At 53.5% G+C, this 23,253-nt stretch carries 19 protein-coding genes and 1 pseudogene; 5 read left to right on the plus strand and 15 right to left on the minus strand.

Features of this window, described 5'->3' with window-relative positions; all coding sequences use genetic code 11:
* The 12 genes and pseudogenes from DEO48_RS12825 to DEO48_RS26800 all read right to left on the minus strand — a co-directional run.
* Positions 1-2,584, minus strand: a 2,584-nt coding sequence (locus DEO48_RS12825; RefSeq protein WP_109845387.1) for a T6SS effector BTH_I2691 family protein, incomplete at its 3' end; no start/stop codon positions are given.
* Position 2,585: 1 nt separating this feature from the next.
* Entirely contained in the window at positions 2,586-3,446 is an 861-nt protein-coding gene (locus DEO48_RS12830) for a DUF4123 domain-containing protein (protein WP_109845388.1), read from the minus strand.
* 9 nt (positions 3,447-3,455) lie between these two features.
* Positions 3,456-4,112: a DUF2345 domain-containing protein gene (locus DEO48_RS27390; protein WP_370552486.1), complete on the minus strand. Its 657-nt coding sequence runs from the start codon at positions 4,110-4,112 to the stop codon at positions 3,456-3,458.
* Positions 4,109-5,828, minus strand: a pseudogene (gene vgrG / locus DEO48_RS12835) (type VI secretion system tip protein VgrG); the annotation flags it as partial. The gene DEO48_RS27390 and the pseudogene vgrG, both read right to left, overlap by 4 nt.
* On the minus strand, positions 5,818-8,478 hold the full coding sequence (gene tssH, locus DEO48_RS12840) for a type VI secretion system ATPase TssH (RefSeq protein WP_109845390.1): 2,661 nt from the start codon (positions 8,476-8,478) through the stop codon (positions 5,818-5,820). The pseudogene vgrG and the gene tssH, both read right to left, overlap by 11 nt.
* 158 nt (positions 8,479-8,636) lie before the next feature.
* On the minus strand, positions 8,637-9,128 hold the full coding sequence (gene hcp / locus DEO48_RS12845) for a type VI secretion system effector Hcp (protein WP_023325816.1): 492 nt from the start codon (positions 9,126-9,128) through the stop codon (positions 8,637-8,639).
* A 5-nt stretch (positions 9,129-9,133) separates the two neighbouring features.
* Positions 9,134-10,840, minus strand: a complete 1,707-nt coding sequence (locus DEO48_RS12850; RefSeq protein ID WP_109845391.1) for an OmpA family protein — start codon at positions 10,838-10,840, stop codon at positions 9,134-9,136.
* Positions 10,837-11,526: a type VI secretion system protein TssL, short form gene (tssL, locus tag DEO48_RS12855; protein WP_109845392.1), complete on the minus strand. Its 690-nt coding sequence runs from the start codon at positions 11,524-11,526 to the stop codon at positions 10,837-10,839. The genes DEO48_RS12850 and tssL overlap by 4 nt, the downstream gene beginning before the upstream one ends.
* Positions 11,523-12,866, minus strand: coding sequence for a type VI secretion system baseplate subunit TssK (gene tssK / locus DEO48_RS12860; RefSeq protein ID WP_181367009.1), 1,344 nt, complete (start codon positions 12,864-12,866; stop codon positions 11,523-11,525). Before tssK ends, tssL begins: the two co-directional genes overlap by 4 nt.
* Before the next feature lie 14 nt (positions 12,867-12,880).
* Positions 12,881-14,425, minus strand: coding sequence for a type VI secretion system contractile sheath large subunit (tssC, locus tag DEO48_RS12865; RefSeq protein WP_109845394.1), 1,545 nt, complete (start codon positions 14,423-14,425; stop codon positions 12,881-12,883).
* 32 nt (positions 14,426-14,457) lie between these two features.
* Positions 14,458-14,955 carry a type VI secretion system contractile sheath small subunit gene (gene tssB, locus DEO48_RS12870; RefSeq protein WP_109845395.1) on the minus strand — a complete coding sequence of 166 codons (498 nt, stop codon included), beginning with the start codon at positions 14,953-14,955 and terminating at the stop codon, positions 14,458-14,460.
* 633 nt (positions 14,956-15,588) lie between these two features.
* Entirely contained in the window at positions 15,589-15,729 is a 141-nt protein-coding gene (locus DEO48_RS26800; RefSeq protein WP_181367010.1) for a hypothetical protein, read from the minus strand.
* Between the two features lie 12 nt (positions 15,730-15,741).
* Here DEO48_RS26800 and lpxP point away from each other — a divergent pair, with 12 nt between their 5' ends.
* Both lpxP and ypdK read left to right on the plus strand, forming a co-directional pair.
* Entirely contained in the window at positions 15,742-16,662 is a 921-nt protein-coding gene (lpxP, locus tag DEO48_RS12875; protein WP_029741363.1) for a kdo(2)-lipid IV(A) palmitoleoyltransferase, read from the plus strand.
* Between the two features lie 358 nt (positions 16,663-17,020).
* Positions 17,021-17,092 carry a membrane protein YpdK gene (gene ypdK / locus DEO48_RS12880; RefSeq protein ID WP_099458937.1) on the plus strand — a complete coding sequence of 24 codons (72 nt, stop codon included), beginning with the start codon at positions 17,021-17,023 and terminating at the stop codon, positions 17,090-17,092.
* Positions 17,093-17,144: 52 nt separating this feature from the next.
* On the opposite strand, the gene alaC is transcribed toward ypdK, so the two are convergent.
* Together alaC and DEO48_RS12890 are read right to left on the minus strand one after the other, a co-directional pair.
* Positions 17,145-18,383: an alanine transaminase gene (alaC, locus tag DEO48_RS12885; RefSeq protein WP_023308710.1), complete on the minus strand. Its 1,239-nt coding sequence runs from the start codon at positions 18,381-18,383 to the stop codon at positions 17,145-17,147.
* Positions 18,384-18,401: 18 nt separating this feature from the next.
* Positions 18,402-18,650: a hypothetical protein gene (locus DEO48_RS12890; RefSeq protein ID WP_109845396.1), complete on the minus strand. Its 249-nt coding sequence runs from the start codon at positions 18,648-18,650 to the stop codon at positions 18,402-18,404.
* A 119-nt stretch (positions 18,651-18,769) separates the two neighbouring features.
* Here DEO48_RS12890 and DEO48_RS12895 point away from each other — a divergent pair, with 119 nt between their 5' ends.
* On the plus strand, positions 18,770-20,476 hold the full coding sequence (locus tag DEO48_RS12895) for a sensor histidine kinase (protein ID WP_109845397.1): 1,707 nt from the start codon (positions 18,770-18,772) through the stop codon (positions 20,474-20,476).
* Between the two features lie 3 nt (positions 20,477-20,479).
* Positions 20,480-21,205 carry a LytTR family DNA-binding domain-containing protein gene (locus tag DEO48_RS12900; protein WP_109845398.1) on the plus strand — a complete coding sequence of 242 codons (726 nt, stop codon included), beginning with the start codon at positions 20,480-20,482 and terminating at the stop codon, positions 21,203-21,205.
* 35 nt (positions 21,206-21,240) lie between these two features.
* Here DEO48_RS12900 and glk read toward each other — a convergent pair whose 3' ends face one another.
* Complete coding sequence (gene glk, locus DEO48_RS12905; RefSeq protein WP_023308713.1) at positions 21,241-22,206, minus strand: glucokinase; 966 nt, start codon at positions 22,204-22,206, stop codon at positions 21,241-21,243.
* Between the two features lie 205 nt (positions 22,207-22,411).
* Between glk and DEO48_RS12910 the strand changes: the two genes are divergently transcribed.
* Positions 22,412-23,253 (plus strand): ion channel protein (locus DEO48_RS12910; protein WP_109845399.1); only part of this gene is annotated, 842 nt, incomplete at its 3' end.

The following is a 23,253-nucleotide window of genomic DNA, read 5'->3' on the forward strand; positions in this document are numbered from 1 at the left end:
ACCCCTCCACTCCCAGGGCTAACTTAAGCTCATCCATTTCCATTTTCATGGTTGGCCATACAGGCAGTTCAGCGGCCTCAATCTTTTTATATTCATCTTGTTCTTCCTTCGTATCATTCATGTTAACAGGTATTTTTCGCCATTTACATTGCACCAGCCACTTTTGAATATTGTCGCGATTTTGAAACGCCAGATAAACAGCTGTACCTATTAAAATTGCAACAGCAATAAACGTTCCTACGACAGGTATCGCCCAAATAACAGCGACAGCTAACCAAGCACCAGCAGCCGCAGAAAGACCGTAAGCAACAGCAAGCCCGGTATGTCCTTTATTAAATTCATCATAAGCATGATAAGCATCATATCCCACAGCAATCACCCCAGCCACCACACCAAATGCTTTCCCCACATAACCAACCCATCTGAGAAAAGTTTCTGAGCTGAAAACCCGGAGCCTCGACGCAGCATTGGCAAATAACCGAAATTGTTTAATACCGGTCTCAATAATGCCTAATGTCGTGCTTCCAAGGCCTAACACGCCCGCCCAAAATCGGGAATGCGCTTCTCCCTGATCGGCAGTGAGCGTTTTTTTATTGTGAATATCAGCAGAAATAAAAAGTGCTGCAACCTGAAGAATCCCGGAACATATCCCCAATGTAAATGGCATAGCCTGTCCGGCTTTTGTGACTCCACGCTGGACAGCCCCCTGCCAGCGGCTAAATTGCTGAGCTTCAACATCTGCCGAGGTTCGAAGTAATTTGCTCAATGCAATAGCACGCTCTTTAGGTGGCAGCGATGCCATCTCGTGTACTTTGTCAATATCAACCATGACCAGAAATTTTTTTGTTTCCTCAACTTCCATTGGCAACCCGTCGATTCTGAGTCGTCTTAACTCCCGTCTGATATAATGTCGTAAGCTGTCTTTATTTGCTCTGCTGTCCAGTCCGCTTTCCTTAGCCAGTTGCGTGACCACTTCAGAAACAAAGTGTTTATATTTCCCTGTTTTTTCTAAAGGAACCAGTGCTTTATTTGTTATTGCTCCCATTGCAACTAAACTGCTGTATACTTTGTTTGATTCTAATGCCTGTGCGATCTGTTTTGTTAAGATACCTGAGAGCAATCCGATGAATATCCCCGCCACACCGGCGGCATTGTCACGCATTTTTTCGATACCATCTTTAAAGGCATCGGCGATCCCATTCCAGGGAATGGCAAACCAGTCCGAAAAGCCTTCAGTAGCTTTAGCTAACTTTTCAGCCAGAACATCCTGATTCAATATTAAAGCACGAGCCAGTATATTTGTTACATCTGTGGGTGTCCCTGATAACAAATCATTAAAATGCCGGATGACCCCCACTTTGTCCTGCATCCCGGCAATGCAATAATTCAGCGTCTGGACATATTCAATACCACTTTTCAACTCCTGAGTATCAAAATTATGCTTAAAATATCCCAGCAACACACTGCCCTTTATCCACTCAAGATACATTTCGGTGCGTGGACTTACGACACTGTCGTTATACTGCTGTAAAACTTGATTAAATTTCTTCTGAAAGTCAGCCACTTGTGATGGTTCGTAATATTGTTCATATTTCGCCCACTTCCTTGCTGCTTCAGACTTCACTTTACGATCGCCAATCGAGGTATACATATTATCCGGAACATCACCGTTCACGCTATAGCCAAAGGGGCCATAAAGCGCATTGCGTTCCCGGCTCTCATTCTTCTCAATAGCGTCACGTTCAAACTGACGATTCATTGATTCTTTCAAACCAGTAATTGCAGAAGCCAGAGCAAGCTCCCGTTGATATTCGGCTTTTTTGTAGACATTTTTTTGCAATTCATAGTCTATAACGGCGGAGAGATCCTGCAAGACTGCAGGTGGATCCTGCAGCACAATCATTGCCCCCTTATTTTGGTAAAGCTTGTCCGCTGATTTTTTGATTAAAAGGGCTTCAAATGTCGTGGCAGCTTTCCATGGTGCAGGGGACCATATCCTGGCGCTGCTGTTTTTTCCTTCACTGCTGTACTCTGCCACAGTTTCAGTCAGTGCTGATATTGCAATAACCTGGTCCGCCTTACCGCTATTAATCCAGGCATCCATGTCAAAACGTTGCATATACTGGATACGATAAGACGCGTCCTCATGCTTTGTGCGGACCGCTGGCGTCCATTCCACTTCGGACCAGCAGAACCAGAACACGCCGTTTTTCATGCCCAAGGGCTTTACCGGCAGCGTTATCAGTGATGCACTCGCCAGTTCTTCTGGCTGAGTAACGCATGGCTTAGCCTTACCATTTGCAATATCAGGAGGCACATCTCCATTTTCAGGCAGCGGGTAATAATATCCTTCGCGAGTGACAAAATAATTTATCCAGCGGTTACCTGACTCAGACCAGATGTATAAATAGCCCTCACGCAGCAAGCGTCCCGTCCATGCAGTTTCGCCCTTTGCTACTGCAGGTATGGTGACGCTGCCTGGCAAAAGAGGTAATGCATCATCCCTTGCCACAACCGCCGGGCGAACGGGTAAAAGTGGCAACCCATAGCGGGTACAGAATTTACAGCCTTTTTGTGTGCTCATATTAATTGTTCCATGCATTATTATAAGGCTGCATTTGGGTCATTTCCTGCCAGAGATGTTCATCCCAGTTACTGGTTACATCACGATAATAGTCAGGAGCCTGTCGGGACTGTGCCAGAAATGCCGCCATCTTCGGAGCCATCCAGAAACCTTCTGGCTGCACTAATCCATGCAGCGCAAATGCAATACGATCTTCCTGGGTCGGCAGTCCACATGTCATCGCCTGCACAAGCAAAGCGTCTATTTTGCGACTGCTTTCCTGACGCTGCGCCATATTGACATTGCGTGGCAGTTTTTCCAGGACAAGGTTTATCTGCCCACAACGTTGTAATTGCGCCAGCGGAATTTCTGTTTGGTCTCCGGGCAGGCAAGAAACTCGAGCCGGGAACGCCAGTGTGTGCCACTCTCCCTCCAGCCAGAATGTCCAGTACGGTATTTCCTGGGCGGGTAGCTGGTTAAACAATTGCCATGGGCTCAACATCCAGTGCAGATGAAACAACACTCGCGGATCGTAATAACGCAAGATATGTCCCCTTTGGCTTGCATCCCTTAAAAACAGGGCATTAACCAGCAAATTGCGTACAATCTTAACCGGACGTGGACTGGACAGTAAAAGAGGACAATTCGGCGGTGAAGTTGGGTCTGCACACCGTGAAAGGTCTGCCATAAATGTTCTCCACTCGCCAGGTGGAAGCTCATGCAACGGTATCAGCCACGGGTAAAGATGGGCCTGTGGTGCCAGCATCGACGAAACCAGTTCGATATGCGGCCAGCTTTCCGGCAGTTCTGGCACCCGCATACGGTCAATTATTGCATATTGATGGTCCGCCAGTTGAAAAGGCTGCTCCAGGTAATTAATCATCAATCGTCCTTAACTCAACGGTATGGTCGCATCACCCTTAGCTGAAGCTTCTGAAGCCATGGATTCGCAGGCGGTAAATTTCGGATAGGGAACATCCAGTTTCGCTGGCCCCGCATAGTCAAAATCAGCACTTTTTACCTTAAAGCAACCATTGGTGCCGTGTTCAATTTTGGCCGGGTCAATCGTCAGATAAGAACCACCGCACTGCACGGTGATTTTCTTTTTTGCCGTAATAAGGATTTCATCTTCTGTACTGGTAATGGTTAACCCTTTCGCGGCCGTGATATCAAGCCCATCAGTCTGGGCATGCATTTCGATTTTCCCTGCCGCCGCAACCAGTTTCATTCCCATCTCATGTGCAAACACCACCACCATTTTTTTCGCTACTAAGGCAATACGTTTTAGCGCTGATATTTCCGTATTCCCGCCTGCAGTTAATATCTGATTCTGGTTAGCACTGAACTGAATATGCTGAGGCGTAGAAAGTGCGATCCCTGCTGGTGCACCCGCCACAATCACCGGCTGTTGCAGGGCATCCACACTTTGCTGTAAGAAACTTTGTTGTGTGTCATTATCCAGTGAATCGATATTTGCAGTTTCCAGGAGACTGGAGAGTGATTCAGCCAAAGACAGGGCGTCGGATAGCTGGCGTTTAACCGCTGCCATATCCAGCACCTGACCCTGTGCTTTCGTCTGGCCATCAGCGCTGATAAATATCCCTTTCTGCGCCCGTATCGCACCCCAGCTGTCCGTCCTGAGCTCAAACCCCTCGCCGCGCTGCTGTTTCTCGCTGTCGACCATATGCCCGAGATTCAGTTGGCTCTTGCCGCCGTACTCGGTGCTGACCTTGATATGCTCTTTCCCGCGCTCGTCATCGAGGCGGATTTTGTTGTTCGCCGGCGTGCGCAGAACGTTGCGTTTGTAATTCTGGATAGTGACGTGGTCGCCGTGGGCCGAGTCGTGCAGCACGCCGGAGATGTACGGCCGGTCCGGGTTACCGTCCTCAAAGCCAATCGCCACTTCGGTGCCCGCCAGCAGAGGCAGGTGCAGGCCGTAGGTGTCGCCGGCATACGGGCGGGACTGGCGCACCCACAGGCTCTCGAACCCGGTCTCCCAGCTGTCCCTGTCAAACAGCATGCTGACGCGGTAGCGGCCATCTTTATCGATATGGCCGTAGGTGTCGTTCTCAGTGGTGCTCGTGACACGTGCCGGCAGCGTCCCGGCCATCACCGGACGTGAGCCTGGCTCAGGACGGAAGCTAAAATCCGGGCTGTCCGGGATGCCGTCAAAACGAAGGCTAAAGTCTTCATCCCGCCGCGCGTGGGTCTGCATCGCCGTGATGACCACGCCATGCGCAAACACGTCAGCCACTTCATACCCGCCGGTGACTTTCAGCAGCATCCCCGGAGAGAGCGCCGGGCTGCTGGTGAAGGCCCGGGTCTGCGTCTGGCCATTCAGGTAACGCTCATGCCGGATGCGGGCATAAAACGCACCGGACTCGGGCGCCGGATTGAGGTCATACGCGCTGCCCGGCGTCAGATAATTATCGGCATAGTGGTACGCTTCCCCGTACGTGGTCGCATCCCCCCGGGTGACGTCAACCAGAGTATTCATGTTCTCCGTGGCCTGACGGTAATTGTAGTCGCGGGTGCTGACCTGCTTCTGCACCACGCAGTGGTGGCTCTCCATTCCCCACACCGAGTCCACACCCTGCGAGTGCTGCCCGGACGGCGGCACCGACGGCAGCGTCAGGCCTTTCTCGTAACCCTGCTGGCTGTCGTAAAACTCCACCACATCAATATTCAGGCGCGTGTCGGTGGTGAAGCGAAACCAGATGCCCACTTCGCCCAGCAGGCGGGTGATGAAGTGCAGATCGTCCTCGCCGTACTGCATCACCTGCTCACGGCGCGGATACTCTTTTGTGAGCGAGAACAGAAAATCCTGACCGCGCATGCCGTGACGCTCGCGCAGGATTTTTTCCACGATTTGCGGGACCGACATATCCTGGTAAATGGCGTTCTGGTGCGAACGGTCAAGCAGCACCAGACGCGGTTGCAGCGTCAGGGCGTAATGCGTTTCATCTTTTGAGGTGCCAAGGCGTTCAAAACCGGTCACCACCCCCTGAATCACCCGCAGCGGCTGCTGGATTTTGATGCCGTAGCCCTGGTCAACCGGGGCCTGCAGCGTCAGCGAGCCGGGCTTCATCAGCATCATCTCTTTGCTGATGCCGTGGTCGCGACTTGTGAACTCAACACGGTAGCTGAACGGTCGGCTCAGGGCTTCGTCGCCTTCAAAAGCCAGCACGTCGGGTTCGGCCTCACAGCCCTTCACCACCAGAAGGTGGTGGTTATGGCTGTATCTGATCGGAGGATTAGTGCTCATACGTTACCCCCTGATTCCATTCAAATTCCAGGCCGATCCCTTCTTCATCATCCCAGCCAAGGCGTAACGACGCTGGTTTCTGTTTTGCGGCCATGTGGGTGAGCAATTGCTGACTCAGCACCGGCAGAATTTGTTGATTCAGCAGGCTGTCGACGTTACGCGCACCGGTATCCGGCAGCAGGCAGGCTGTGGTCAGCGCGTCATAGAGACTCTCGTCAATTTGCGTGGTCAGCCCGTAGTGGCGGTGCAAGCGCTTGCTGACCTGTGACAGTTTCATTTCCACAATGATTCGCATGGCAGCTTCAGCCAGCGGACGGTAAATCACCGTCTGGAAGCGGGCGAGTAGCGCGGGCTGGAAATGATCGCGCAGGATTGGGCGCAGCAGTTCGTGTAGGTCTGCTTCCGTGGCTTCCGGGTTGTCATCCAGCAACTGCATCAGGTGGTCGCTTCCGAGGTTAGAGGTCATAAGGATGACGGTGTTGCGGAAGTCGATTTCGCGCCCTTCGCCGTCGCGCATAAATCCGCGGTCGAAGACCTGATAGAAGAGGTTCATCACGTCACGGTGCGCTTTTTCCACTTCATCCAGCAGCACCACGCTGTACGGACGCTTGCGCACAGCTTCGGTGAGGATACCGCCCTGGCCGTAACCCACGTAGCCCGGCGGCGAGCCTTTCAGCTGGGAAACCGTGTGCGGCTCCTGGTATTCAGAAAGGTTAATCGTAATGAGTGACTTCTCGCCGCCGTACATGACATCGGCCAGCGCAAGCGCTGTTTCGGTTTTCCCCACACCGCTCGGTCCTACCAACAGGAATACGCCCAACGGACCGTTCTCGGACGTAAGGCCTGTTTTTGCCGCACGCAGACGTCGGGCGATAGCCTCAAGCACCACATCCTGCCCAACCACACGTTTACCGATTTCATTTTCCAGGGCCAGCAGTTCGGTCTGCTCGTCTTTCATCAGCGATGACAGTGGAACGCCTGTCCAGTCAGCAATCACGTTGGCAACGGTGCGTACATCCACATCCAGAGAGAGCAGCGGGTTGCTGCGCTGCATCTCGTTAAGCTCCTGTTGCAGCCTGTGAGTCTCACGCTGGCGTGATATATCCTGACGGCTTTCGCGTAGCTGCTCGGTGAGTTTCATCTCCTGACCGTACTGGGTTTCCAGTTCGTCGAGTGTCACTATCTGGCGCATCTCTTCCTGCTCAATCTCGCTCAAACGCTCGGCATGACACTGATTGCCAATGGCGATATCTTCCAGTAATGCCTGCTTCTCCATGTCGAGCGCAGCGATACTCGCGCGAAGGCGGATTAGCTGTTCCGGTACGGTATCGAGGCTCATACGCACGCGTGCGGCAGCGGTGTCCAGCAGATCGACCGCTTTATCAGGAAGCTGACGTCCGGTCAGATAACGACGCGAAAGAGTAACTGCCGCACGAACCGCATTGTCGGTAATATGCACACTGTGGTGTTCGGCATAGCGGGATTTCAGGCCACGGAGCATCAGGCAGGCGGTGTCATCGTCAGGCTCATCCACTTTTACCATCTGGAAACGGCGCTCCAGCGCGGCGTCACGCTCGAAGTATTGTTTATATTCAGACCAGGTGGTGGCCGCAATAGTACGCAGTTCGCCACGCGCCAGCGCCGGTTTCAGCAGGTTGGCCGCATCTGCACCACCCGCCTGATTACCTGCGCCAATGATGGTATGCGCTTCATCAATAAAAAGCAGAACAGGTACAGGCGATTGCTGCACCGCGTCGATGACGTTTTTCAGACGCTGTTCGAACTCACCTTTCACGCCCGCGCCAGCCTGCAGCAGACCCAGGTCAAGGGTGCGGAGAGTGACCGTTTTGAGGGATTCCGGCACATTACCCTCGACTATACGCAACGCCAGACCTTCAACCAGTGCAGTTTTCCCTACGCCCGGCTCGCCGACCAAAATCGGGTTGTTTTTGCGGCGACGAGAAAGGATGTCCACCATCTGGCGGATTTCTGTGTCACGGCCAAACACAGGATCGATCTTCCCTTCCTTCGCTTTGGCGGTAACGTCGAGGGTGAATTTATCCAGCGCGTTCTGCAGCGCAGGGCTCAGTTCCCCCTCTTTCATTTCCACACCAGCCGGACGCCCGACAAACTCCACCTCACCACCGTGGCTCTGTGTGAGCTCAGCTTCGCGCTGCATTTCCGGACGCTCATCCGATTGCGCATCCAGTAAAGGCCGCAGGCGTTCCAGCTGGCTTTGAGCAAGCGTTAACAACGGCCAAAGGCCGTCACAACGTGCCAGTTTTGGTTTTTCCACCAGAGCCATCAGCAGATGGACGCTGCGAATGTGCTCTTCGCTGTTAAGGGAGGCAATCATCCAGGCTTCCTGCATCAGCGTCTGAAGGGCATCAGACAGCTGGGGGCGATGGCGCACGGAGCGAGGTTGTCTGTCGAGCCAGCCAAGCAACTCCTGCCACAGTGCATCCATATCCCACTCGTAGCGGCGTGCCAGTACCGTCAGGTCACCTTCCCCCTGCTCCAGCAGCTTCAGCAGCCAGTGCTCCGGCAGAATTTCGGCATGGGCGCGGGTCTGGCAGAGCGAAGCTGCGCCTTCCATTGCTCGGGCACAGTAAGGGTTCAGACGACGTAACAGGATGGCTGGATTTTCCATGAGATTCTCTCTTTGTCGGTTCCTGGACACGCTACCGCCCCTCGCTGTTCACCAAAGCGCATAAGGTCAGGCAGGCAGATTGTTTTTTCTTTGCTGAGTACCCGCATCTCAGGCACTCAGCAAAAAACTGCGGACAGGAAAACCTGCCCGCATCAGGATTACGCCGTGGCGCGTTCGTTCCAGGAGTCGGAATGAATGATGTTGCCGTCTTTGTAGGTCCAGGTGATTTTTTCGTAACGCAGTTCAACGCGTTCAAGGTGGTTGTGCTTCTCTTTAGAAGGATCCTTGATGTCATACATTTCAGGATTCACTTTCACTACCTTCACGTTTTCCAGTTTGGTGTTGAAGTACTCCACTTCCTGGCCCGCGTCGTTGATTTTGTACCACTTGAACTCAGCGGATTTCAGGGTCTGACCCGTGGTCACCGCCTTGTACAGGTACGGGCTGGAGGAATCGATTTCCTTCGTGAACAGGAACGGCGTGTGGATGCGGGTGCCGGTCAGCTTGCCGGTATTGTTGTCGGTCGGGATGTACAGGTTATGCTCCTGTGCAACCACTTCGATGCTGCCTTCACGATCCTGAACGTCAACAGACCCTTTAATGTCCGCGCCGCCGTCGTCCTTCAGCCAAAGATAAACAGGAATTGCCATGTTAATTACTCCGTTTTATTTTCTGAGACGCCATCATCCTGCGATGGCGCCAGGTGTTTGCCGGGTATCTGACAGGCACTTGCCTGCGGTACCAGACTGATTTCGACACGGCGGTTAAGCGCACGCCCTTCCGGGGTGTCGTTGGTTGCGACAGGGCGGCTTTCGCCATAGCCCTGCACCGCAAAACAGCTTTCCGGCACGTCGCCGGTGTCACGCATCCAGCTGCGCACCGCTTCGGCACGTTTCAGAGACAGCGTCTGGTTTAGTTGCGGAGTACCGGTGTTATCGGTATGCCCTGACACGACAATCAGCCAGCCGGGCTTCGCTTTGATGCCAACCAGTGAATTCACCAGCATTTTGGTGGAACCCGCCTTCAGCTCGAACTTGCCGGAATCGAACAGTGACATGCTGTCGAGCCTCACAATTTTCGGCACCGGTTTTGGGGTTGGCTGCGGTTTAGGAGGCGGCGGCACATACGAGCGGATCGCTTCCAGAAGGGGCATCCGTAGACGTTCCCCCTGATAAAGCCCCAGACCCAGTCGGGCCGGTACGCCGTTACGTGCATAGTCATCCAGCAGCGCCGCATTCTCACGAAGGGCCGCTACGGCGCTAGCCTTCAGGCCGTAGTCATCCATGGAGAGGCTGTCATAACGGGCTATATCGAAGCTCACGCGATGCAGCAGCTGGCGATTGTTCCAGCCACTGCTGAGCAGCGCGGCGATGGCCGCCAGAGTGAATAGACCAAGGACACAGCGCCAGGTGCGGGCCCGGGGAGTGAGTCCACTTCCCTCCGGTAGCAGCGGCAGGATGAAATCCGGTAAGGGTGAGATCACCGTACTGTCCGTCCCCCTGGGCTGCCAGCCGATCACCTGCTGCATAGCAGTGTGACGCGACAACCACGCCGTCCAGGCCGACGACGCGAGGCTCGCGGCAAGAATCGGCCCCATTCCCCACAGCACCGCTGCAGGTGCAATGGCCGGAACATCAGGATTATCATCGATGAATACCGCCTGGACATGCTGATGGAACCAGCTCATCAGGCTATTCATCAGCACCTGCTTTTGCATCACAGGCGCACCGCCAGTGGTGACCCACGCTGCAATTGAACAAGGCGCACTCGACTCACGCCAGACAGTCCACCCTTCACCCGAAATAGCGGCCTGCCAGATCATGTCATCCGTCATCGCGCTGCCGATCTGACCATTCAGAATCAATGGCACAGAATGTCCCGTTTCTTTACGCAACTGGCTGATTTGCCAGCGCAGAGCCAGCAGACGACTTGTCAGGGCTTCGCTGTCGAGGTGTTTCTGCGGGCAGACACTGACCATCACCGACAGCTGACGCCCCCAGTCCGGGCGATGCCACAGAATCTGACGGGCAACCTGTTCCAGATCCTGATGGTCCTCAACGCGGATCCAGCATCCCTGCGTGACCATCAGTACTGGTGACGGTTGAGGCCAGGTCAGAGGCATATCGCCACAAACCAGCACCACGGGTTGACGGTAAGAGGATTCAGGAAGGTCATCCAGAAGCAGGGTGACGTCATGCTCCGCACGAGGTTTGGTGATATACCAGAACACGAAGATAACCCCGAGCATCGCCAGCAGAACGAGCACTGAAGCTAGCCGGGATACCGGCAGAAAAGCCAGACAGACCACGGCACTCAGCAAGGCGGCCCACAGCGCAAGCCCGCGCTGTTGTGCAGGACTCATTTTATGGCTCCCGGCAGCAGGGTCAGCAGCATCTGATCGAGCCAACGATCCAGTCCCCACCAGAGCGCGGCAAGAACAATCACGCTTATTCCAATACGTGCAGGCCATGATGCGAGCCATCCGCCCATTCCCCACCCGGTACGGCTTTCTGCCAGAACAGGGTGGGTCTGCGGATAGCTGAACGGCGCGACATGTTCACTGAGCGCGCTGACCAGCTTCTGGCGTTCAGGATCGTTCAGCGCGCGATAGCCCCCCAGGAATCCAAGCATCATTACCCGCTGGAAGCAGGTCAGTACGGCAACGTCTGGTGCGGGTTCGCGCAGCACATCGCGCATCCTGTCACACAGGGTGTCACCCGCGTCCATCGTGCCGAGGAAGTGTCCCTGCAGGGGAATGTCATACCACTGCACACAGGCGTCATCCTCTACACCGCGCCCTTTGACCGCCTCGTCAAGTAATGCACATTGTGCAGTGAGGATATGCTCACAGCTGGCTTCGTCGAGTTCACTCGCTTTCAGTTCGCGCTGAACGCGCTCCACGTCAGCGACACAACGCTCCCACAAAACCCGACCTTCACCTTCCTGAAACTGCGGTCCATGACGAAGGCTAATAACCTGCAGCCAGGTATTCTGCAGCAGTGCGTCAATATCAACAGATACGGCAGCGCCGTGTTTACGTTCACTCATGTTCTCAGTACCGCAAAGAGTTCAAGTTCAGGCTCGCCCAGCATGCCCGGGACGTAAAACATACACGTCCCACTCTGGAGCATCTCAGTCGCCAGAGGATGGGAGAGATCGAGACTGAAATACTGATTTTCCAGGCGCAGCGGAATGGCGGCTGGTACATGGCGCAATGGCATCAACGGCACGCCCACGCGGGAAGAGTTGACGATCCCCCGCACATGGTCAGGACTGCCCACCTTACACTGACGCGGGAACTGTTCCTGCAGTTGCGCCACCGGGATCGGCGAGCGAACAGAGAGATAGTAATCAGCCCCTTCGCGCAGGCGCGGGTCATGCAGTCGAGCCTGCCAGAAGTGCAGCCGTGGGTCATAGTCGAGTGACAGGGCCACCACGCGGGACGGCAAGCTGGCTTCAAGCAGATCGCCAAGCAAATCAAACAGCGGTGGAAACACCGTATTGAGTTGCTCGTGGTGCCAGATCGGTATAGCGCTCACCTGATGTTCCAGAGAGAAGGTCAGCAGGCTCCCTGCCAGGCGAGAAAGTTCCGGATACAGACGCTCCGGCGGGCTTTGCAGGTTACGCTGGAACTGGCCAAGCACGGGCTCAGCGCTGTTCAGCGCGTTGAGCAGCCAGAACAGTGATACATCGGCCACGGCGAAGTCTGCCATACGCTCATTGCTTTCACGCCGCATCGCCATCAGACGGCACAGACGAGCCCGCAGTTGGGACATGAGTTGTTCAAGCTGGGTAACCAGCCAACGGCTGCCCTGGAGAGTCAACAGTGGAGGAAGAAACGTCTCGTCTAATTGCCATGTACCCTGCGAGTCTTGCTGCAGTCGGGCGACCGGACAAATCAGGTAATCGCTGTTGTTCTGATGCACAAAACGCAGGGTCAGTTCGGGCTGCATTACGGCAATCTGACGGGTGTCATCTCCATAAGCATTGCGCACATCCCGCCAGCGCTGACGATATCGCACCGGACGCTCGGCTACTTCTTCGGGTTTCAGGCAGTTGCCGCCGTTCGACCGCAGCAGCGGGAGTGCCAGTACCACTGTCACCTCCTGCGATTCGTTTTCAAGCGACAGGACCGGTGGCAGGGTATCAGCATTATCTGTATCAATCAGCGTACCGTCCTGAAAACGGACATGCAGATGATGGGCCTGCAGACGTCCAAGCCTGAGAGCTTCCGGTTCGAAGGTGGCATTGATAACTCCCCATGGACAGGAGAGGCCCAGTCGGGCAATACATTCGGCAGACCAGGCCGCATACGCGACCTGTTGCTGAAAATGCTGGGGAGAGACCATAATGCCCCTGCCCCATAACGGTTGTTCCGTTTTCATCAGCTTCCTGCCTGTTTTTACGATTTGGCTTTCGGCATTTGGGAAACCAGCGACAGATTGACGTCCATGCCTTCCACCTGGAAATGCGGCACGGCGTAAAGCTTCACGCGGAAGAAGCCCGGATTGTCTTCGATGTCTTCCACTACCACCTTCGCGTCGCGCAGCGGGTGAGAAGCCTGCAACTCGTCGCCCGGATCGGTCATTTCGGTAACCAGACTGCGGACCCACGTGTTCAGCTCCAGTTCAAGTAGTCGGCGGTCCTTCGTGGTACCGATGTTCTCGCGCTGAATCAGCTTCAGGTAGTGGGCGATACGCGACAGCAGGAAGATGTACGGAAGACGGGCGTTGATGCGACTGTTCGCCGTCGCATCAGCGGTGTCATACAGCGCCGGTTTCTGAGTGGAGTTGGCTGAGAAGAAGCACGCGTAGTCGCGGTTTTTATAGTAGGACAAAGGAATAAAGCCCAGATTCGCGAATTCGAATTCGCGGGTTTCGGGAATCATCACTTCGCTCGGGATTTTTACCTGATTGCCGGTACCGAGATCGTACAGATGAATAGGCAGGTCCTGAACCGCACCACCAGCCTGCGGGCCGCGGATTTGTACACACCAGCCATTATTGATAAAGCTGCGTACCATGTTTGACGCGAAGGCAAATGATGCATTAGTCCACAGATATTTGTCGTGATCCGGACCTTTGACTTCTTCAACATAGTTAAAGCTGCGAACCGGAACGGTATCCGGGCCATACGGTAAACGTCCCAGTACGCGGGGCATCACCAGACCAATGTAGCGAGCGTCGTCCGTATCGCGGAACGATTTCCACTTGATGTACTCTGCGCGGTCAAAATAGTTACCAATATCTTTAATCGCCGCGACGTCTTCCATTGACTCCTTCAGGAAGAATTTCGGGCCTGCAGAGCCGATAAATGGCATATGTGCAGCAGCGGATACTTTGGAGATGTTGCGAAGCAGAGCGACATCCTGCGCTGAAGCATCAAACTCGTAAGCGGAAATCAGTGCCGCAATCGGCTCGCCGCCTGGAGTATCATATTCATCAATGTAGGTGTGTTTATACAGACCACTCTGGATGATTTCCGGGCTGTCTTCAAAGTCCTGGCGCAGGTCTTCTTTAGACATGCTCAGAAGCTCAATTTTTACGTTCTGGCGAAAATCCGTTTTATCAACCAGCGACTTCACGCCGCGCCACAGGCTCTCAACCGCCTGAAACTCTTCATGGTGCATAACGGCGTCGAGCTGGCGGCTTATCTGGTAATCGAGCTCAGCGATGTGGTGATCGATCAGGCTTTTATCCAGTTTTTCGACCTTCGAGCCTGCCTTGGTCAGGCATTCCAGAAAGACCTGCATACCTGCGGTGAGACGCTCGTCAGCGGTCGCATCCGACATCGCCTGCGCATCTTGCCAGAGGTCTAACGCGCTCAACTCGGAGACAGGACTCAGATTGATTTTCTCAAACAGGGAGGCGTAAACCCCACCCGCTGCAGGACGTTCAAGCACCATGCTTTCACTCCCGGCAATATTATTTTGTACAGACATGAGCATTCCTTGATAAATCCGTTAAAACAGCATGATGGTTACGATTTTCTTGATGCCAGCGCGGAAAGTTCATTTCTCAACTCAGCGCTAAGCGACTGGTCCAGAACGATTTTTTCCAGCTCCTTTCGGAAAGTCTGGTTATCCAGCAAGTTAGCCTTCAGATCGCGCAGCAAGTTGCGCATCGCCAGCATTGCTTTCAGCTGCGGTATCTGAGCAGCCACCTGCTCTGGCGTGAAATCTTTCATGCTCTGAAAAGTCAGTTGAATACAGTCCTCACCACCATCCTCGGACAGCGTATTTTTAACGGTTAGATTAAGTTTTGGGGAATATTCGGAAAGAACGCTGTCGAAATTATTTTTTGTAATGTTAACTTTCTCACGCTCAGATATTTGAGCAGACTCCTGACCGTAACTAAAATCACCCGCAACCAGTAATTTCAACGGTAATTCCATTTTCTTGCTTGCCCCGCCTGTATGCAGGTCAAGCTTCAGGTTTATACGTGCCTTAGGCACCTCATTCTGAAAACTGTCAGCCATTTCATCATCCCTCTGTGTTTTTGCTACGCCAACTTCACGGTATCGTTCTTGATGCGCAATATTAGAATAATGATCGACGTAAAATCAAATATACAGATCATTTACCCGAAATAAGAAATTTCTCAAGAATTTTCCACTATTACATTATTGCGAATTATCCATTTGCCTTAGTAAAAGACACTACCTTCTTCATGCAAAGCGAATATTTGTATCGTAAAAAGGATCACAAACAGAGAAATGCTAATAAAACCATTTTGTTTTGATTTACATCACAGCATGATATCAAAAAAAGATGAATGAACAGCGACGGGTTATTGCGAGGAGATAAAAACCAGAGGTTAATGAATAAATATAAGCGACGAATAGATTTTTGGCATGAATAATAGATAAGAATTTTCACAAAGAAAATTCTTATCTATTATTCGAAGGGAAAATAAAGCGTATATGCAGGTCCGAAAATAAACACTGCTGCTCTTTTGTCGGCCTACTCCTGCTTACGCAAAGGCTTCAGTTCTCCCCTCAGGCATGAAGGCTGCCCTTACTTCTGGGATTTATACGGTGTAAAATCAAACATCTCCCGAATCGCCGCTTTTTTAATCAAAAACGAGTAATAGCACATATCGTATAACGGTGCTACATTACGCCGCCCACCCAAATCAGCAGTGGCCAGGCAACGCCGCCGTAAAGTTCGGTAAAGCCTGCAACCATCACCTTGAAGAACGGTCTTATCGGCACGTCGTATCGCAAACTCTGCGCTACCTTTACAGGCTTCACATAGGTTCTACTATTTTGTCTCAATCCAAATTTCAGCGTGCGTTTTTACACCCGCGTTACTGGTTTACATGGTTTGGTCTTGGCGTGCTCTGGCTGCTGGTTCAACTTCCATACCCTGTCCTGCGCTTGCTGGGGTCAAAACTGGGCAGCGCTTCCCGCGTTTTTCTGAAACGTCGCGAATCGATCGCGCGTAAAAATATTGAGCTTTGTTTTCCGCAGTACAATGCCGAAGAGCGTGAGAAACTCATCGCTGAAAACTTCAAGTCTATCGGCATGGCGCTGCTTGAAACCGGAATGGCCTGGTTCTGGCCGGATGAGCGTGTCCGCAAATGGTTTGACGTGGAAGGACTGGATAACCTTAAACGCGCGCAGATGCAAAAACGCGGCGTGATGGTCGTCGGCGTTCACTTTATGTCGCTGGAGCTGGGCGGCCGGGTGATGGGGCTTTGTCAGCCAATGATGGCGACCTACAGACCGCACAACAGTGCGCTTATGGAATGGGTGCAGACGCGAGGCCGCATGCGCTCCAATAAGGCGATGATCAGCCGTAATAACCTGCGCGGCATGGTCGGTGCCCTGAAGAAAGGTGAGGCCGTCTGGTTTGCCCCCGATCAGGATTATGGACGTAAAGGCAGCAGCTTTGCGCCTTTCTTTGCGGTGAAAGACGTTGCGACGACTAACGGCACCTTTGTCATTTCGCGTCTGTCTGGTGCCTCCATGCTGACCGTGACGATGGTGAGAAAAGCAGATAAGTCAGGCTATCGTCTGCACATCTCTCCTGAAATGGCTAACTATCCGGAAAACGAGTGCGAAGCCGCAGCGTTTATCAATAAAGTCATCGAAACTGAAATCATGCGCGCGCCAGAGCAGTATCTGTGGATGCACCGTCGTTTCAAAACCCGCCCTCTTGGCGAAACCTCGCTCTATATTTAGCCCTTCATGAAGGTTAGTTTCGCTAAGAAACTAACCTTTTCAATCACCTGTCCTTCCGCTGAGTAAGCGTCTTTTCAATGCATCGCCCAAAGTGAATTTATTGCGAAGCGAAATCAAACTGTCGCCGTTCCACGACACTCGTAAGTAACGGAAATTATTTAAAAAAATCCCTCTTGTCACCCCTCATTTTTAAGCGTACATTAGCGCCGTCTGGCAACAGGAAAGCACAGAATTCTGAGCTGGAGTTGACGGCGTAACGGGAAAATTCTCATTTCCGTTTTGACCGGATTTCAGTTCTCTATAATCAGGTGGACTCTGTTTTTAAATGCGTACCACAAGATACGCGGAGCGATGAAACGTGAAATATTTCTTTATGGGCATTTCGGTGATTGTTTTAGTCTGGGCCGGAACCTTTGCCCTGATGATCTAGTGAAGAACATGTTGTCAAAAAAACAGGAGCCATCGGCTCCTGTTTTTTTATGTCATGACGACGCGGGGTGTTCAGCGACGCTCTTTGAGGTGAGAAGACCGTCGGCCCGGAACATGCTCTTAATGCCCCTCACCGCCTGACGAATACGGTCGCTGTTTTCAATCAGGGCAAAACGCACATGGGTGTCGCCATAATCACCAAAGCCAATGCCCGGTGACACACACACCTTCGCATCCTGCAGCAGTTTTTTGGCAAACTCCAGCGATCCCATCGCCGCATACGGCTCCGGAATTTTCGCCCAGACGTACATGGACGCTTTCGGCATTTCCACCATCCAGCCCGCTTCATGCAACCCTTTTACCAGCACGTCTCGGCGGCGCTTATACTGGGCGGCAATCTCGTGAACGCATTGCTGATCGCCTTCCAGGGCAGCGATAGCCGCGACCTGCAGCGGCGTGAAGGTACCGTAGTCGTGATAACTCTTAATGCGCGCCAGGGCACTCACCAGCGTTTTGTTACCCACCATAAAGCCAATACGCCAGCCCGCCATGTTGTAGCTTTTTGACAGGGTGAAGAACTCTACCGCCACATCACGCGCGCCCGGGACCTGCATAATCGACGGGGCTTTCCAGCCGTCATAGACGATGTCCGCATAGGCTAAATCGTGAACCACCAGCACGTCATAACGCTTGGCCAGGGCGACCACTTTCTCGAAGAAATCGAGTTCCACGCACTGCGCCGTTGGGTTCGACGGGAAACCGAGGATCATCATCTTGGGTTTCGGATAGCTTTCGCGAATCGCACGTTCCAGTTCGTTAAAGAAATCGACACCTTCCACCAGCGGCACAGAACGGACCTGCGCACCGGCAATCACCGCGCCGTAGATATGGATCGGGTAGCTTGGATTAGGTACCAGAACCGTATCGCCATGATCCAGCGTGGCCAGCATCAGGTGTGCCAGCCCCTCTTTCGAGCCGATGGTGACAATCGCTTCACTTTCCGGATCGATATCAACCTGATAGCGATCCTGATACCAGCGCGAGATCGCGCGACGTAGCCTGGGAATGCCGCGAGAGGTTGAGTAGCCGTGCGTATCCGGGCGCTGGGCTACCGTGCAGAGCTTTTCAACGATATGCGGTGGCGTTGGGCCGTCAGGGTTACCCATGCTGAAATCGATAATATCTTCGCCGCGCCGACGCGCAGCCATTTTCAGTTCAGCAGTGATATTGAAAACATAAGGGGGGAGACGATCGATACGCGTAAAACGGCGTTCAGGACTGAATTCAGCCATAGATTCCTCAGATTAACGTTAGCGCCCGGACCGTCCGAGCGACGCTGCCACCGATGTGGCATGTTTAGAAAATAACCTGAAAAAAATCATGCTGTCGAGAGGGAAATGAAAAAAAAGCGATCGTCTGAAAACCGGAACCCGGCTGCGCCTAAAAGCGGAAGCCCCTGTTTCGGGATCGGCTTTCTGATAGCTGTTATTTAACAGAATGATATCAAGCCAGTTACCTGACGATGCGCCGTTCAGAAAAAAACAGGACACATCGGCCATAGCGAGATAATCCCCTTTCAAAATTATGGTTTTTCCTCATTTGATAAACCCGACGGATAGCTGGTCAATACGCGCCAGGTTTTTTATCATAGTTCTTTCCCGTTTTCCCAGGTCTACTCGTGCACGAAATATTCACTATGCTGCTGGCGGTTTTTGACCGCGCGGCATTAATGCTGATTTGCCTGTTCTTCCTCATTCGCATTCGCCTGTTTCGCGAGCTGCTGCACAAAACAGCCCACTCGCCAAAAGAGCTGCTGGCCGTTACCGCCATCTTTTCGCTGTTCGCCCTGTTCAGCACCTGGTCCGGCGTGCCGGTAGAGGGTTCGCTGGTTAACGTGCGCATTATCGCCGTCATGTCCGGCGGGATTTTGTTTGGTCCTTGGGTGGGCGTCATCACCGGCCTGATTGCCGGGACGCACCGCTACCTGATTGATATCGGTGGCGTAACGGCGGTGCCGTGCTTTATCACAAGCATTATCGCCGGGATGCTTTCCGGCTGGATCAGCCGCAAAATACCGAAAAAACAGCGCTGGCGCGCCGGGATCGTCGCCGGCATGGTGTGCGAAACGCTGACCATGATCCTTGTCGTCGTCTGGGCCCCCACCACCGCGCTGGGGCTGGATATCGTTTCGAAAATCGGTATTCCGATGATCCTGGGCAGTGTGTGCATCGGCTTTATCGTGCTGCTGGTGCAAAGCGTTGAAGGGGAAAAAGAGGCCAGTGCCGCCCGTCAGGCCAAGCTGGCGCTGGATATCGCCAACAAAACGCTGCCGCTCTTCCGCCACGTGAACGCGGAATCGTTGCGTCAGGTCTGCGAGATCATTCGCCACGACATCCACGCTGACGCCGTCGCCATCACCAATATTGATCACGTGCTGGCCTACGTTGGCGTCGGGGAGCACAACTATCGAGACAACGATGACACCATAAGCCCGACCACCAGACAGGCGATTAACTACGGTAAAATCATTATTAAAAACAATGATGAAGCCCACCGAACGCCGGAAATTCACTCGATGCTGGTCATCCCGCTGTGGGAGAAAGGCGTCGTGACGGGCACGCTGAAAATTTATTACTGCCACGCGCATCAGATCACCTCAACGCTGCAGGAGATGGCTATCGGCCTGTCGCAGATTATCTCCACCCAGCTTGAGGTTTCGCGGGCGGAACAGCTGCGCGAGATGGCAAATAAGGCAGAACTGCGCGCGCTGCAGAGTAAAATCAATCCCCATTTCCTGTTTAACGCGCTGAACGCTATCTCCTCGTCCATTCGCCTTAATCCGGACACCGCGCGCCAGCTGATTTTTAACCTGTCGCGCTATCTACGCTACAACATCGAACTGAAAGATGACGAGCAGATCGACATCAAAAAAGAGCTTTATCAGATCAAGGACTACATCGCGATTGAGCAGGCGCGCTTTGGCGATAAGCTCACGGTCATTTACGATATTGATGAAGAGGTCAACTGCGAGATCCCGAGCCTGCTTATCCAGCCGCTGGTTGAAAACGCGATTGTTCACGGTATTCAGCCCTGTAAAGGCAAAGGCGTCGTCACCATCAGCGTCGCCGAAAGCGGCAACCGGGTGCGGATTGCCGTGCGCGATACCGGCCACGGGATTGATCCAAAAGTCATTGAGCGCGTGGAGTCTAACGAGATGCCGGGGAATAAAATCGGTCTGCTGAACGTGCATCACCGGGTTAAGCTGCTTTACGGCGATGGACTGCATATTCAGCGTCTTGAGCCGGGCACCGAAATTGCTTTTTACGTCCCGAATGAGCGCTCGCGCGCGCATACGACGACATCACTATTGCCCCAGGTGGAGTAACCCATGAAAGTTATCATCGTAGAAGATGAATTCCTGGCTCAGCAGGAGCTCACCTGGCTTATCAAAACCCACAGCCAGATGGAGATTGTGGGTACGTTTGAGGATGGTCTGGACGTGCTGAAATTTTTGCAGCATAACCGGGTAGACGCCATTTTCCTGGATATCAATATCCCGTCGCTGGATGGCGTATTGCTGGCGCAAAACATCAATCAGTTTGCCCATAAGCCATTTATCGTTTTCGTTACCGCCTGGAAAGAGCACGCCGTAGAGGCCTTCGAGCTGGAGGCTTTTGACTATATTCTTAAGCCTTATCAGGAGTCGCGGATTGTCAGCATGCTGCAAAAGCTGGAGGCCGCCTGGCAGCAGCAAACCGCCCCCGCCAGCCCGACGGTACGCGAAAACGACACCATAAATCTGGTCAAAGACGAGCGTATCATCGTTACCCCGGTCAACGATATCTACTACGCCGAAGCGCACGAAAAGATGACGTTTGTCTATACCCGGCGGGAATCGTACGTGATGGCGATGAACATTACCGAATTCTGCAGCAAGCTCCCGGCTGCCCACTTTTTCCGCTGCCACCGGTCGTTTTGCGTAAATTTAAATAAGATCCGCGAGATCGAACCGTGGTTTAACAACACCTACATTTTACGTCTGAAAGATCTGGATTTTCAGGTGCCGGTAAGCCGCAGCAAGGTGAAAGAGTTTCGTCAGCTGATGCACCTGTAAAGAAAAGGCCCTCTCCCGCGGGAGAGGGCTCTGCGTCAGAGGATTTGGCCGAGAACCTGACGCAGATGGGCCCCGGAACCCAGCAGTCCTGGATTGTCATGTACGATCAGATAAACCGGAATGTCCTGCACGTAGCTTCTGAAGCGCCCTTTATCTTCAAACCCGCCGCGGAAGCCCGAGGCTTTAAAGAAGTCGAGGAAGCGCGGTACGATCCCGCCCGCGATATAGACCCCACCGAAGGTGCCCAGCGTCAGCGCCAGGTTGCCGCCGAAACGTCCCATGATCACGCAGAACAGCGACAGGGCACGACGACAGTCAATGCAGCTGTCCGCCAGCGCGCGTTCGGTGACGTCTTTTGGCTGCAGGTTTTCCGGCAGACGACCGTCTGATTTCACAATCGCGCGGTACAGATTCACCAGCCCCGGACCTGAAAGAACGCGCTCGGCGGAGACGTGGCCGATCTCAGCGCGTAACTCTTCAAGGATAATGCCCTCTTCTTCGCTGTTTGGTGCAAAGTCAACGTGGCCGCCTTCACCCGGCAGGCTTACCCAGCGCTGAGCAACATGCACAAGATGCGACACGCCGAGGCCGGTACCGGCTCCGTAAACCGCAATCGGTTTGCCTTCGACCGGTTCAGCGCCGCCAAACTGGATCAGATGCTCTGGCTTCAGCATCGGGATCGCCATAGACACCGCGGTGAAGTCATTGATGATTTCAAGATGTGAAAAACCGAGGTTTTTTTTCATCTCGGCGATGGAGAATGCCCAGGTATGGTTGGTCATTGCGACCCAGTCGCCGGTTATCGGGCAGGCTATCGCGATGCAGCCGTCTTCAACGCTAACCTGATGCTCTTCCAGATAGACGCGGACAACGGCTTCAAGGCTTGGATAATCCAGCCCGGAATAGGTTTTCGCCCGGGAAATCTCACCGCTACTAACATCGCACAATGCGAGGCGCGCGTTCGTGCCGCCCACATCACCTACCAAAGCATACTTTGTCATTCTTCTACTGCTCCGCTAAAGTCAGAATAAATCTTTGGGACACTGTAAATTCAAGGCGTGATAACAACAACGGCCATAAGGTGAATGCCCATGGATTATCGATCTTCGTCACAGAATAACTTTACCGTTTCAGCACCTTTTGCACTATTGCCATAAAGCTTAATGTGCAAAGTAACGTAATGCCGTTTTGTACAAGGAAATCATCATGCTCCACCCGCGAGCCAGAACCATGCTGTTGCTGGCAATTCCGGCGCTAATTATTGGCGTGGCCTCAAGTCTGGTGCTCATTGTCGTGATGAAAGTCGCGTCGGTGCTGCAAGCCATGTTATGGACGGCGCTTCCGACAAAACTGGGCGTCACCGCTGATTCTCCAGCCTGGATCGTCATGATGCTGACGTTGACCGGTATTGCGGTAGGCCTGACGATCCGCTTCAGTCCTGGCCATGCCGGCCCCGATCCGGCGCAGGAACCGCTGATTGGCGCCCCGGTTCCCCCTTCGGCACTGCCCGGGCTGCTCATTGCGTTGATTATCGGTCTGGCCGGCGGCGTCAGCCTGGGGCCGGAGCATCCGATTATGGCGGTGAATATTGGCCTGGCGGTTTTCCTCGGTTCACGCATTTTGCCCCGCGTCGGCGCGCTGGACTGGACCATCCTCGCCTCCGCAGGCACCATCGGGGCGCTTTTCGGCACGCCCGTCGCTGCCGCACTGATCTTTTCTCAGACGCTCAGCAGCAATAACGACGTCCCGCTGTGGGATAAGCTGTTTGCCCCGCTGATGGCAGCAGCCGCTGGCGCGCTGACGACCAGCCTGTTTTTCCATCCCCACTTCTCACTCTCCCTCCCCCACTACGGCCAGATGCAGATAGCCGATATTTTCAGCGGCGCCATCGTCGTCGCCATCGCCATTGCGCTGGGAATGGTGGCGGTATGGTGTCTTCCTCGCCTGCACCGGCTGATGCATAAACTCAAACACCCGGTGTTAGTTCTGGGGGCCGGCGGTTTGATTCTCGGTATTTTAGGGGTAATCGGCGGGCCGGTGACGCTGTT

The sequence above is a fragment of the Enterobacter sp. CGMCC 5087 genome (assembly GCF_003144775.1).
GTDB lineage: Bacteria > Pseudomonadota > Gammaproteobacteria > Enterobacterales > Enterobacteriaceae > Enterobacter > Enterobacter cloacae_M.